Genomic DNA, 14,634 nt, shown 5'->3' on the forward strand with positions numbered 1-14,634 from the left:
TGTTCATATTTGGTGTTGTTTTTTTACCCAGACCCTCTGAATTTTAGTAATCGAGGGTCTGGTTTATACAACTAACATCTCTGTTTTACTTCTATTTATGCAGCATACAAGCGACAGGTATCGGACAAGTGTCACCCGGCCTGCAATTTTCCAGAAAACATCTAAAACTAACATGAAGTACACCAAAGCATTTATTACACCCTTCCTATTTTTATTTTTTTTTAGCTTATCAGCAACAGCACAGTTAAGTGTAAAAGTTGTTGATCCTGGAAATATCCCCCTCGATGACAAAGTTAAAATAGGTAAGCTGGAAAATGGCCTTACGTACTATATCAGAAAAAATACAGAGCCAAGTAAGCGGGCAGAGCTGTATCTGGTAATAAAAGCAGGCTCGCTGCAGGAAACTGATGATCAGAAAGGGCTGGCCCATTTTACAGAGCATATGGCTTTCAATGGTACCAAAAGCTTCCCTGAAAATGATCTGATCGACTATCTTCAGAAAGCCGGTGTACGTTTTGGCGCCGACCTAAACGCTTATACAAGTTTTGACCAAACTGTATATCAGCTTCCTTTACCAACCGATAACCCTGAACTTTTGGAAACAGGCTTTAAAATTCTGTCGGAATGGGCTGGACATGTTTCTTTTGATCCAAAAGAGATAGATAAGGAAAGAGGAGTTATTGTAGAAGAAGAGCGTCAGAGAGGGAAGAATGTTTCAGAAAGAATAAGTAATCAGCTTTTGCCTGTTCTGCTTGCAAATTCAAGGCACATAGATCGTCTGCCTATCGGGAAGGTAGAAGTCATCAAAAACTTTAAACACTCCTCCTTAACGCAGTATTACCGGGATTGGTACAGGCCTGATATACAGGCTGTAATTGCTGTAGGGGATTTTGATGAAGCAAAGGTAGAAAGCCTTATCAGGAAAAATTTTTCAACCCTGTCTTCCCCTGTTAATGCTCCGGAAGTCTCATCTTACACGATACCTGCTAATCAAACCCCTTTAGCTAAAATCGTTACAGATCCTGAGTTTCCTTATACCGTAGCTTCTGTCATCTACAAACATCCGGCTACTGTTACCAGGACAGTTACTGATTTCAGAAACGCTATCATCAGAAGTGCAGCCAGTAATATGATTGCTATCAGGATGAATGATTTAGTTAAAAGTGGTAAAGCACCTTTCCTGAATGCAAGTGCTGGTTTTGGACCATATCAGGGAGGAATGGGGGATTTGAATGCTTTCACCCTGCAGGTGGTTGCGAAGAGTCCGGAACAACTGAAAACTTCTATCAGGGGACTTATGGATGAAGTTATCCGGATGCAACGGTTTGGTTTTACGCAGTCTGAATTAGACAGAGTGAAGCTGAGCTTTTTGAATGCAGTGGAGAAAAGTTACGTAGAGCGGGACAAAACATCTTCTAAAGCTTATGTGAATCAGTACCTGCAGCACTACTTGAAAGGAGAGACCATTATTGATATGAACTATTCTTACGAGTTTTATAAAACCTATCTGGAGGAAATTAAGCTTGAAGAAGTAAATAAAGTGGCTTCTGGCTTTGTTACACCTAACAACCAGATTGTTTTAGTACAGGCCTCCGAAAAAAATAAGGATGTTCTGCCTACTGAAGCGGAACTACTGGGTTGGGTAAATGACCAGCACACTGAGGTAAGTGCCTATGTGGATGATGCTGTTAACGAGCCGTTGTTGCAGGATAAACTGACTGGCGGTAAAACAGTGAAATCTAAGTCCGTAAAAGGCGTTTCCGCAACGGAACTCAGGCTTTCGAATGGTGTAAAAGTTATTTTAAAACCAACTGATTTTAAAAACGACGAAATTCTCTTTTCGGCGCATAGCCCAGGAGGTTACTCCCTGGCCGATGAAGGGGACGTTCACTCCTCTATGATGGCTGGTAATATTATTGCATCTGCTGGAATTGGTAAATTTACTTCTACGCAGATCAGTAAGCTGTTAGCCGGTAAATCCTTGGCTGTCTCACCTTTCATTAATACATATGCTGAGGGAATCCAGGGCTATGCATCCCCTCAGGATCTTGAAACAGCACTTCAGCTTACCTACCTGTACTTCACGGAGCCAAGGAAAGATACCACCTCTTTCAACAGATTGCTTGAGAATGTAAGGGTGATGACGGAAGGTAAAGCTGCTAATCCTATGGCTGTTTTCCAGGATACGATTAATGCCGTAATGAAGGGGCGCAGTAAGTGGGCTTCAAGTCCTTCGCTTCAGGAACTAGAGCAGGTATCGTTGCAAAAGGCGCACGATTTTTATAAAAGCCGTTTTGCAGATGCCAGTGACTTTACCTTTTTATTTGTTGGCAACTTTGATATTAAAACTATAAAACCACTGCTGGAACAGTATTTAGGATCACTTCCATCTACTTACAGTAAAGAAAATTTCAGGGATGTAGGCATAAAACCCCTTTCCGGGAATGTAAATAAAACTGTCTATCGTGGATTAGAAGACAAGGCACTTGTTGTGCTTTCGCTTCATGGGGATTATAAATATTCAGAAAAGAATAACCTTAATCTTAAAGTCTTGGAATCAGTACTAGAAACCAGGCTGCTTGAAAGGCTTAGAGAAAAGGAAAGTGGTGTATATAGCCCTTCTGTATCGTTAAGCTATGTGAAGAATCCATCTTCTCATTACTCATTAGCAGTTTCGTTTAGTTGTGCGATTGACCGCGTTGATGAACTGGTAAAGGCTACAGAAGACGAAATCAATAAAGTTAGATCTGGCGGGCCTACACAGGAAGAGCTTGATAAGTTTATTGCACAGGAAAAGAGCCAGAACGAGGTAAGACTTAGAACGAATGGTTTCTGGCTTCAATACCTGCAGGGGGCATTTGCGAAGGAGACCGACCCTGACTATATCAACTCCTATGAAAAAAAGCTTGACAATTTAAAGTTGAAGAAAACCAAAAAGGCCGCTAAAAAATTCCTTTCGGCTGAAAACCATATTAAGCTTACGTTATTACCAGAAAAGGTAACTACCAAAAAGTAGCAGTATTAGTTAAGTAAGTGATTGCAATTGTCTCTTTCATTCAACTCACATGTTTGAGTAAAAAGTAATTAGATTAGTTTGCCTAGTGTTTGTGGTAAGTGTTGAGCCAGCTTTTTAAGCTGGCTCTCGCTTTTTTAGACATATTAGAGTTTCTGTTACGCTATTTTCAAAAGTGGGATATGCTATATTATTATAAATCAAAATAAAGTTAACTGCAGTAGTAGTAGTAGTAATGAATTTAGTTACAACACATTCATATTATACTCTTAATACTGTCTATAGGCTGCTCCATGATCTCACACAGTATTTCCTATAATTCTGCTTTGGTATTGCCTGTTTTGTACTAAGTGTATTGTTAGACGTCTTTCTTTAACAACACATGCATATGTAATATTTGTAGTTCATATGCAGAATACCACGTTGTGAACTTGAGTTAAAATCTACAATGAAAAATAGTAGTCTTTGATTTTGTTAGCCATCATTCTACGCCGCTCATACAAGAAGTCATTATAATGTTGAACGCTCATGTTGTCTATGGAAAACGGCACACAGTTCATATCTAAATTTTGTAGTAGTTCTTCCTGTGAAGCAATACCGGATATTCTTAAGTCCTGCTCTTGCATCTGTGTTGAAATCAGTTCAAAGTACTCTTTTGGTGATTTACTACCCACTTTGATGTTAATCTCAGACTGCATGAAAGCATAGTTGGCTATTTGGTTGTACTTGCCACGATCTAAACCGTTCTTTTTTAAATATTCTTTTGGGAATAAGTGGTGTATATCGCCTTTGTGTGTAATCAGGTCACACACAGAAATATCTTTTGACAAGAAGCCTTTATCATTGGCTTTAACCTGGGCAGCCAGGAAAACCAAGAAGTATGGGCTGCTGGCAACCGAAGTATCCAGGCTCTGAGGCAAGGAAGAATTCCAGAAAGCTTCTGATAATTCACCGGCTTCTTTTTCTTTTAGGTACTCTGCAAATGGCCTTTCTGATATTTGCTTGATGTCATAGTCAATATAGCTTTCAGGAGAACCAGAGTAACGCCCTGTTAAGATGGAATAAACCATCCAGCGCCGAACATAACTCTCAATAGCAACAGCGTTTTCACCTTGTTCCTTCAATTTCAGGTATAGAATATACGCAAAGTTCAGTACGTTCTGAGACCGTATCAGCTTAGGGGAAATAAAGCCGGCAGATTTTACGATCATAATGAAACGCTTGTAATTCGTTTCATTAATGAAACTCAATACGCCTTCACGTAATTGCGCAAAAGAATTTTCTGCAATGGCAGCCTCATAGGTTCGGGTTTCAAAATTACGGCCTGATAAAAGGCTAACCAGGTCGGATAGTTTTCCGCGGTTGAATTTAGAGGTAAAGGCTACTCTTATTAGGTCTGTATACTCCGGATCATATAAATCCTCTGTCTCAGACTTAAGCCACTGCATCTTTTGGAATAGCTCTGTGCTCGCAAATACCGGATCGTTATCAATGATGTGCCTGTAATAATCCGGGGCTATGGCCAGATGGCAGAAATAGTCAATGGCTTTACGTAGTTCGTTTCCGTTATACTCCGTGTTAGAAGCAATCTTGCTCATTGCAAAATCCGCCTGACTCAATACAACACCTTTAGAATTGATACGAATAAAGATTTCAGTAACCGTCTCAATATCCAGATCCGGGGCAAGCTCGATCATGCCAATCTGCTTTTTAGGTATGTTGATTAGTGTAGAGAAGGCATTACGTACTTGTTTCTTATCGACATCAGGATTTAGCTCAAAGTAATTGTCAGCAATTTCAAAAAGGTCTCCGTTGATAGCCTCGGCAATATCAGGAAGCCAGGTTTTATCTTTTAAAATGGCAGAGTTTTGTACTTCAAACTTCTCTTCAATGGGATGAAAAGCAATCTTGATTTTTACGCGCTTATAGTTCTTGTTTACTACGTACTGGCCTAGAATAGCAGCGGTTAAGGCCGTAATACGCTGCTGTCCGTCAATCAATACTTTTTTGCCATCACTTAAGGTACCGTCTTTCAGTTTTACATTCGGGTTCTTCCAGGCAATAACGTATCCTACAGGATAACCCTGGTACAAGCTGTCCATCAGGTCACGTACTTTAGAGCTATCCCATACAAAAGGGCGCTGAATTTCAGGAATGGCAATCTCACCTGATTTAACCCAGGCCAAAACTGTTTCGATGAGGTACTGGTTGACGGAATATTTTTGCATGTTGCTATTGATTGATAGGTGAGAAGAATGATTACTACTTCTTTATTTCACTGGCTTTCTTCCAGTTTTTATGAAGTATAGGTTTTCTCATACTTGTTTCACCCTTTGATGGTTCGCCTGAATAGTGACAATATTTCTCTTTAAAATCCTCATCACTCCACCTTACCCAGCTCTTATAAGCTTCATAAGAAAACGGACTTTTAGGGTTAAATGGAATTTTAACGCCGGTACGGATGCAATAACCTGATATGAAAGCTTCTTCTTGATAACTCTTTGGTTCAGTAAACTTTAAGCCTACTGGCTTTTCTATTTCTTCACGGGTAGGGCACTTGTCGTTGTCATCATTTGAGTACAACTCATCTTCAAAGTCTTCAAGTTTGATCGAATCAGGGGAAAGCGACTTACCAGCGTACAATTCTTTAGACCTATCAACAAGAATCTTTGAGCTTAGATAATTCTTGCTTAACCCCATCAGTGTTTTCTCATAAACTGGCCTTTTAACATACACTACTGCATTGTTCATGGCTATTTCCATGCAAGTATCCCATACATCATTGTCAGAGCTTTTGGTCAATCTGTTGAGAAGTTTGTTCTCATAAAGGACTCCAAACTCTAGGTTATGCTTAAATGAAAAATCATAAAGGTTAATAGATGTAACTACCCCCATCTCATCATTTGCATAGTATTTGGCATGTAGGTTAGGTACATAAACTATACTGATGTTCGGAAACTGTAAGAAAAACTCTAAATCAGCTTTGTTGAGGCTCTTATTCACACGATCTTCGTTTTTTCCGAAAATCAATGTGATATGAAGATTAGATTTAGTTAAGTGCTTTTTAAATAAATTCTTAAAGTAATCATCTAATTTGATATAAGGAGACACAATCATTAAATCCCGCTTTGCATTCCAGATAATGTTGTAAACTGCTTCCTCCAGCTCTTTCCCGGTAATAAAATTTGCCATTTAATTTTAAGTTAATTATATTCTAATAGTAATTAATATTTCCGCCATACTCATATCATACTCTTTACACCTGGCCTCGGCCTATTCCACCACTTCATCTAGTTTCTTCTGCAGCTCAGCTTTTACCACATACCACTAGCCCACTTTACAGCCAGTACATTTGGGCTTGAGCAACATCTTTCTAATCCAGTCTGATTGTTAGAAACCAAGCTTATCTCTTTAAAAGATATTAAGAATTATCTTTTTCGTTTGTGCATTACTTTTATTCTATATTAGACAAAAACAATATATTTACATGTTGTTATGGATATTGTTGTAGTCATGGCATGTAATGACGGCACATCAAACTTAATACATAAACCGAAATGTTAATCACCTTAAAATCAATATAAATGAAAGCAAAACTACTTCTTCTAATAAGCTCTGTTTTAATTTTTTCAGGTTGTAATGTTCTAGACTCTGATTCAGTGCAACCAGAACCAGAAAAGGCATATTACCTACAGAGTAAGATTACAACAGTCACATCAGTGGAAGATGACTATAATATTAATATCAACCTTTACTATAGTTACAACGACAAAAACCAACTGATCGGGATTACAGGTAATAACCCGAGTAGTTCTAATCCGGTAAACATTGTACTCTCTTATGATGAGCAGGACAGACTGGTACATGTGCAGAACTCAGAAATTAGTAGCTGGACCTATACCTACAACGACAACAACCAACTGGATAAGCAGCTGGAAACTATGGTTAATGCAGATGGCAGCACAAGAGAACGCTACTATAAAAGCATTTACAACAGTGCGGGTGATCTAGCGGAAACCCGTTTGTACCTGATGAGAAACAACGTAGAAGAGCAAGGGCCTTCTTACAAGTACACTTACACAGATGGGCAGGTTTCGCGTTTAGAAGTTTTGCAACCAACAGGTGAAATGTATAAAGACTATACATTTTCCTACGATGACAAGAAAGCTCCTCTGGCTGGTTTGCCTTTATATGCGGTGCCAAGGTTTGTCGTCTCTGATTTTCCAGGACAACATCTGATGACGCAGAATTTTAGCACCTTTACTTTGCTTAATGAGAAAGGTCAGCGAACTAACATGTCATGCTTTGCTGCTACCTATTCCTATAACGAAGCAGGTTATCCAACTGAATCTACCAGGACCTACGATAATGGTTATGTAGAGCACACGGTTTATACTTACATCACTAAATAGTTAAGCAGGCAACAGAAGCATCAATTTTTTTGTCTTCTATAAAGGTTCAAGAAATTCTACTTCGCGAAACAGAGGCCCATTCTTCAAAATGGGCTTCTTAGTTTATATAGGAGGTACATATCATTTCCTTAATACTATATAGTTAAATTTTGTACTTTTGAATAGCAGGCCAACCCTGCCTTACAAGTATACTTTTAGCTTACCCATGTCTGAAAACCACAAACGACAATTAGAACAACAACTCTGGAACATTGCCAACACCCTGCGCGGAAAAATGGATGCTGACGAGTTCCGGGACTATATACTGGGCTTTATCTTCTACAAGTACCTGTCGGAGAAGATGGCGCTGTATGCCAACAAGATACTGGCAGAAGACGGCATTAAGTATAGCAGCATCAACGAAAGCACCGAAGAAGGGCAGGAGATGCTCGAAGCTATAAAAGAAGACGTACTTCTGCAGCTGGGTTACTTCCTGAAGCCAAACGAACTGTTCAGTGAGATTGCTAAGAAAGGCAACTCTAATAGCAAAGAAGAAGGCGCGAGCAACTTTATACTGGATGAACTGACGCAGGTGCTTAAGCACATTGAGCAGAGCACGATGGGAACCGAGAGCGAAGACGACTTTAACAAGCTGTTCGAGGACCTGGACCTGACCTCTACCAAACTGGGCCGCACCGAAGCTGCCAAGAACGATTTGATAGCCAAAGTGCTGGGCCACCTGGACAAGATAGACTTTAAGCTGGAGGACACTGAAGCCGACGTGCTGGGCGATGCTTACGAGTACCTGATCGGGCAGTTTGCGAGCGGCGCAGGCAAGAAGGCCGGTGAGTTCTATACCCCGCAGGAAGTATCGAAAGTGCTGGCCAAGCTGGTGACCACCGGCAAAACCAAGCTTAAATCGGTGTACGACCCTACCTGCGGCTCGGGCTCTTTGCTCTTGCGCGTAGCCAAGGAAGTAGACGAGGTATCTAACTTTTACGGGCAGGAGCTGAACCGCACCACCTACAACCTGGCCCGCATGAACATGATCCTGCACGATGTGCATTTTCAGAAGTTCGACATACGGCAGGAAGACACACTGGAGCACCCGCAGCACCTGGAGCAGCGCTTCGAAGCTATAGTTGCCAACCCGCCGTTTTCGGCCAACTGGAGCGCCAGCCCGCTGCATCTCTCCGACGACCGCTTCAGCCAGTACGGTAAGCTGGCCCCGAGCTCTAAAGCCGACTTTGCTTTTGTGCAGCACATGGTGCACCACCTGGCCGACAACGGAACAATGGCTGTGGTGCTGCCGCATGGCGTGTTGTTCAGGGGCGGGGCCGAAGGGCACATACGCCAGTACCTGATTGAGGACCGCAACTACCTGGATGCCGTGATAGGCTTGCCGGCCAACATCTTCTATGGCACTAGTATTCCTACCTGTATCCTGGTGTTTAAGAAGTGCCGCGAGCAGAACGACAACATCCTGTTTATAGATGCCAGCCAGCATTACGAGAAGGCCAAAACGCAGTGCTACCTGCGCGATACCGACATTGAGAAGATCATCACGACCTACCGCGAGCGCAAACCTGAACCGAAGTATAGCCACGTGGCCAGCCTGCAGGAGATACGCGACAACGACTATAACCTGAATATTCCGCGTTACGTGGACACCTTTGAAGAGGAAGAAGCGATAGACCTGAACGAAATAGCGGCCGCCCTTGCCGAGCTGGAAGAAGAGACGCAAAGCACCGACCAGACTATAGCCGCGTTTTGCGACGAGCTGGGTATAGCCAAACCGTTTTAACTATGGAAGCAACAGCAGAAATAACAGCAGCCGTGAAGAATGTGCCTGCGCTTCGCTTTCCAGAGTTTGAAGGGGAATGGGAGAAGAAGGTTTTTAATAATATAGTTAAAGTAATTGATTGTAAGCATAGAACGCCACCTTATGTAGACGAAGGCATACCTGTAGTTTCACCTGGTTCTATTAATTGGGGAGAAATAGACTTAATTTCTCCAAAGAAAAGAGTTACAGAAGATGAATACCAATCCCTTATGGATCACTGTAGTCCTGATATTGGAGATATGGTTTTTAGTCGAAATCAATCAATTGGGATTGCTAGTATACTTTACAAAAAAGAGAAATTTGTTCTAGGCCAAGATACAGTGCTGATCCAAGCTAAGAAGGCAGATCCGTTCTTTGTTTACTTCAGGTTACAAACTCACCCAATTCAATCTCTGATTTCGAGACTTTCAGGTGGCTCAACATTTTCACGAATAAATCTTAAGGATGTTCGTGAGCTTAAAATGTTTGTGTCTAACTCTATGGCTGAGCAGCATAAAATAGGTTCGTTTTTGACTGCGGTTGAAAATAAAATCCAGCAGTTGAGCCAGAAAAAAGAGTTGTTGGAGAAGTATAAAAAAGGGGTGATGCAGCAGCTTTTCTCCCAGCAGATCCGTTTTAAGGACGAAAATGGAAATGATTTTCCGGAATGGAAGATCAAGAAAGCAAAAGATGTTTTTATAAATCACTCCAATAAAAAGCATAATGGCGACTTACCTATACTTGCCATAACTCAAGATAAAGGTACTGTTCTTAGAGATTCAATTGATATTGATATTAAGTCTTCTGAAGCGAGTATAAAATCTTATAAGATTATTGAAGCAGGAGACTTCATCATCAGCTTAAGGTCATTTCAAGGAGGTATAGAATATTCTGACATTACCGGTATCTGTAGTCCAGCTTATACTATACTTAAAGCAACTATAGATATTGATACTACTTTCTTTAAGTATTACTTCAAAAAGGAAAGCTTTATTAAGCAATTGAGTAATACTGTAGTAGGTATAAGAGATGGTAAGCAAATTAGCTATGACGCATTCTCAGGTATGAAATTGCTTTTTCCATCTGTTGCCGAGCAAGCTAAAATTGCCAATTTCTTAACTTCTATTGACAACAAGATAAACTATACTTCTAAACAACTGGAACAGGCGCAGCAATTTAAGAAGGGCTTGCTGCAGCAAATGTTTGTGTAAAAGAGGACCATGATAACAGAAGACAAACTTAGTAACCTGCTAGGTCACACGAAAACGATCATTGACCATCAAAGAGAGATGAAGAAAGCGCGGGGCGAAAACTTCAACGTATTCTCTGTGCTGAGCATGGAACGTAGCGAGAACAAAACGCACTCTGCTTTCCTGGCCGAATTGCTAAACCCTAAGGGCACGCACTTAAAAGGGAGTAGCTTTCTTAAGCTTTTCCTAAAGGTTCTGAAGTTAAATGAGCTTAAACTAGACATTGCGACAGCCCAGGTACAGCCGGAGTATTACATCGGTCCCCGGGATGATAAAGTTAAAACCGGAGGCAGAATAGACATCTATATCTGGGACAAGAATGGGAACAGCATCTCAATCGAAAATAAGATTTATGCCGGTGACCAGGATGTACAGATAGAACGCTACTGTAACTATAGAAAAGGTAAAAATAAAGTGCTTTACCTTACTCTTAAAGGAGCAGAGCCTTCTGCTGCAAGCAAGGGAGAGCTGCAAAACGGAACAGACTTCTACACTATATCATATCGCGATCAGGTACAGGAATGGTTGGACAGGTGCATCAAGGAGTCTGCTGAGCAACCGATACTTCGTGAATCTATAAAACAGTACAAAATACTGATTCAAAAGCTTACTTCTACTATGGGTAAAACACACCAAAAGAACCTGAATGATGTTATGTTAAAGCATATCAGAGAATCCGCCTATATATATGAGAACTTCGCAAAAGTTAGTGCGACAATAAAAGAGGGATTAAGACAAAGTGTTTTTGAAAAACTGAAAGGGCGTCTTATAACTAACTATTCTATAGTAGAAGGTTGGGATGCAAATAATCGCTTTTCACAGATATGGATAAAGCTGAAAGGGGTTGATAATAAAATGTTTTTTGGCTTAGAGTCATTCAGCGGTCAGGGTCACAAAGGGGGAAATTTGTTCATAGGGGTCTATGTCATGAACGGTAAGAAAAATGAGTATACTGCCAAAAATGAACGCTTCACCAACACTTGGTATAATGTTAAGGAACTACCTAATTATGATGGATGTGCTCTGAACTTTAGTAATGCTGATACACTCCAAAATCTCTACACCGACAGCTCCTTTAAGGAAGGCTTAGTAGAGTATATTGTGAGCGAGGTGGAAGCTTACCTTGACCAGCATGCTAATCAACTGCGTAGCTTCTTGGCAACTGATAGCTTAGTAACTGCAGACTAATGGGAACACAACCGGAGCAGGTACTCGAGGATAACCTGGTAAAGCAGCTACAGTTGCTGGGCTATAGTTACGTCGCGATAAAAGACGAGCAGGCCCTGCTGGCCAACCTGAAAAGCCAGCTGGAAAAGCACAACCAGGTTTCGCTCACTGAAAAGGAGTTCGAGCGCGTACTCAACCACCTGAACAAAGGCAATGTGTTCGACCGTGCCAAAGTGCTCCGTGATAAAATGCAGCTCACCAAGGACGATGGCACGAGCGTATACCTGGAGTTTCTGCAGCAGGAGCATTGGTGTAAGAACCTGTTCCAGGTAACCCAGCAGGTAACGATGGATGGCACCTACAAGAACCGCTACGACGTAACGCTGCTGGTAAACGGTCTGCCGCTGGTGCAGATAGAGCTGAAGCGCCGCGGTCTGGAACTGAAAGAAGCTTTTAACCAGGTAAACCGCTACCACCGCCATTCCTTCGGGGCATCGCATGGCTTGTTCCAGTACGTGCAGCTGTTTGTGATCAGCAATGGCGTCAACACCAAGTACTACGCCAACAACCGCCGCCAGTCGTTTAAGCAAACCTTCTACTGGGCTGATACTAGCAACAAGCTCATCACCCAAATCGAAGCCTTCACCAAAGCGTTCCTGGAGCCCTGCCACTTGGCTAAAATGGTGACCAAGTATATCGTACTGAACGAGACGCACAAGATCCTGATGGTGCTGCGTCCCTACCAGTACTACGCCACCGAAGCCATTATCGACAAGGTGAAGAACTCGGATAAGAACGGTTACATCTGGCACACCACCGGCTCAGGCAAAACGCTCACGTCCTTTAAAGCCAGCCAACTATTAATGCAGCTGCCCAAGGTGCACAAAGTCGTGTTTGTAGTAGACCGCAAAGACCTGGATTACCAGACCACCAAAGAGTTCAACAGCTTCTCGGCAGGCAGCATCGACGGCACCGACGATACCCGTGCCCTGGTCAGCCAACTCTCCGGCGATACCAAACTTATAGTTACTACCATTCAGAAACTTAACAATGCTATTGGCAGCGCCCGTTTCTCTGGCAAACTGGAGCATTTACGGGAAGCGCGCGTAGTGTTTATTTTTGACGAGTGCCACCGCAGCCAGTTCGGCGAAACGCACAACCGCATCAAAAGCTTCTTTACCAAAGCGCAACTATTTGGCTTTACCGGCACGCCTATCTTTGTCGAGAACGTGATCAAAAACGACCTGGGCAAGCGCACCACCCGCGACCTGTTCGACGAATGCCTGCACAAATACCTGATCACCGACGCTATCAAAGACGAGAATGTGCTCAAGTTCTCAGTAGAGTATGTGGGCCGTTATCGGGAGAAAGAAGGCAGCCATACCGAAATAGATATAGAAGTAGAAGACATCGATACCAAAGAGCTGCTGGAAGCCCCCCAGCGCCTGGAAAAGATTGTAGACTACATCATCGAGCAACATCCACGCAAAACGCACGGTAAGGAGTTTACGGGCATGTTCTGCGTAAGCAGCGTCGATACACTGATCCGCTACTACGAGCTGTTCCAGAAGCGCAAAGCCGAAGGCAAACACAACCTGAAAATTGCCACCATCTTCAGCTATACCGCTAACGAAGAAGATAAAGGCGCCACTGGCGATTATATACTGGAAGATGAAGAGATTGCCATAGCCGCCGAACCAACTATAGCCTCTACCGCCAACAGCCACACCCGCGAGAAACTGGACGCGTTTATAGTTGACTATAACACGCTATTCAACACTAAGTTCTCGACCAAAGACAGCCAATCGTTCTACAACTACTACAACGACATCTCGAAGCGGGTAAAGAACAAGGAAATAGACATCCTGCTGGTGGTGAACATGTACCTGACCGGCTTTGACTCGCCACCGCTGAATACGCTGTATGTAGACAAGAACCTGAAATACCACGGCCTGATACAAGCCTACAGTCGCACCAACAGGCTCTATACCGAGCAGAAATCGCAGGGCAACATTGTGGTGTTCCGTAACCTGAAACAAGCCACCGATGATGCTATTGCCCTATTCTCGAACAAGGATGCCAAAGACATTATCCTGGTAGAGCCTTACGAAGACTATGTAGCTAAATTCAACATTGCTTTTGGAGAGCTATTAAAGATTGCACCTACCGTAAGCAGCGTAGATAGCCTGCCAAGCGAGGAAGAAGAGCTGGAGTTTGTAAAAGCTTTTCGCGAGCTGATGCGCCTGAAAAACGTGCTCACCACCTTCGCAGATTTCAGTTTCGATCACCTAGCTATGTCCGCGCAAAGCTTTGAAGACTATAAAAGCAAGTACCTAGACCTGTACGACAAGGTAAAAACAGGCACGGCCAAAGAAAAGGAATCTATACTGGATGACGTAGATTTTGAGCTGGAGCTGATTCACCGCGACGAGATCAACGTGGCCTATATCCTGAAGCTACTGGCCAAACTCAACACCGCCAGCCCGGAAGATCAGGAACGCCAGAAAAAAGCCATCCTGGATACGCTTACCGGCGAGGCTACCCTGCGCAGCAAACGCGAACTGATCCGCAAATTCATTGAAGAGAACCTGCCGCACATCCAAGACATAGATGACATTCCGGAAGCTTTCGAAAACTTCTGGGCCAAGGAACAAATGGCTGCCTTCGAGAAGATGAGCAAAGATGAACAACTGGACCCGGTAAAGCTGCAGGCTGTGCTTGGCAACTACCTGTTTACCGAACGCACACCTTTAAGAGATGAAGTGCTGGACATGCTACCTGCCAAGCCAAAACTGCTCGAACGCAAGCCTATTGCCGAACGCATTACGGCCAAGATGCTGAGCTTTGTGGAGACGTTTATCAGTGGGATGGGAGCGAGGTTATAGATCAGTTTATAGTTGGTGTTTACTTGTGAAAATGTAGTGGCTATAGAATGATTCTCTAGCATAACAAAAGCGGTAAACTGACATGGACAATTTACCGCTTTTGTTA

At 42.6% G+C, this 14,634-nt stretch carries 8 protein-coding genes; 6 read left to right on the forward strand and 2 right to left on the reverse strand.

Features of this window, described 5'->3' with window-relative positions:
- Positions 1 to 172 precede the first annotated feature (172 nt).
- Positions 173 to 3,016, forward strand: coding sequence for a M16 family metallopeptidase (locus tag GSQ66_RS03035; protein ID WP_162426107.1), 2,844 nt, complete (start codon positions 173 to 175; stop codon positions 3,014 to 3,016).
- 440 nt (positions 3,017 to 3,456) lie between these two features.
- On the opposite strand, the gene GSQ66_RS03040 is transcribed toward GSQ66_RS03035, so the two are convergent.
- Together GSQ66_RS03040 and GSQ66_RS03045 are read right to left on the reverse strand one after the other, a co-directional pair.
- Positions 3,457 to 5,241, reverse strand: a complete 1,785-nt coding sequence (locus GSQ66_RS03040) for a GmrSD restriction endonuclease domain-containing protein (protein WP_162426108.1) — start codon at positions 5,239 to 5,241, stop codon at positions 3,457 to 3,459.
- A gap of 34 nt (positions 5,242 to 5,275) precedes the next feature.
- A complete protein-coding gene (locus tag GSQ66_RS03045) occupies positions 5,276 to 6,205 on the reverse strand; it encodes a phospholipase D-like domain-containing protein (RefSeq protein ID WP_162426109.1) in 930 nt (309 codons plus the stop codon).
- 527 nt (positions 6,206 to 6,732) lie between these two features.
- Here GSQ66_RS03045 and GSQ66_RS03050 point away from each other — a divergent pair.
- The 5 genes from GSQ66_RS03050 (at position 6,733) to GSQ66_RS03070 (ending at position 14,528) form a co-directional block, all read left to right on the forward strand.
- Entirely contained in the window at positions 6,733 to 7,425 is a 693-nt protein-coding gene (locus GSQ66_RS03050) for a hypothetical protein (protein WP_162426110.1), read from the forward strand.
- Between the two features lie 205 nt (positions 7,426 to 7,630).
- Complete coding sequence (locus tag GSQ66_RS03055) at positions 7,631 to 9,208, forward strand: type I restriction-modification system subunit M (RefSeq protein ID WP_162426111.1); 1,578 nt, start codon at positions 7,631 to 7,633, stop codon at positions 9,206 to 9,208.
- A gap of 2 nt (positions 9,209 to 9,210) precedes the next feature.
- The gene (locus GSQ66_RS03060) at positions 9,211 to 10,437 is read left to right on the forward strand and encodes a restriction endonuclease subunit S (protein WP_162426112.1); all 1,227 of its coding nucleotides are present in this window, start codon (positions 9,211 to 9,213) and stop codon (positions 10,435 to 10,437) included.
- A gap of 9 nt (positions 10,438 to 10,446) precedes the next feature.
- Positions 10,447 to 11,664 carry a PDDEXK-like family protein gene (locus GSQ66_RS03065; RefSeq protein ID WP_162426113.1) on the forward strand — a complete coding sequence of 406 codons (1,218 nt, stop codon included), beginning with the start codon at positions 10,447 to 10,449 and terminating at the stop codon, positions 11,662 to 11,664.
- Positions 11,664 to 14,528, forward strand: a complete 2,865-nt coding sequence (locus GSQ66_RS03070) for a type I restriction endonuclease subunit R (protein ID WP_162426114.1) — start codon at positions 11,664 to 11,666, stop codon at positions 14,526 to 14,528. Before GSQ66_RS03065 ends, GSQ66_RS03070 begins: the two co-directional genes overlap by 1 nt.
- Positions 14,529 to 14,634: the final 106 nt, after the last annotated feature.

It is taken from the genome of Pontibacter pudoricolor, assembly GCF_010092985.1.
Classification (GTDB): Bacteria; Bacteroidota; Bacteroidia; order Cytophagales; family Hymenobacteraceae; genus Pontibacter; species Pontibacter pudoricolor.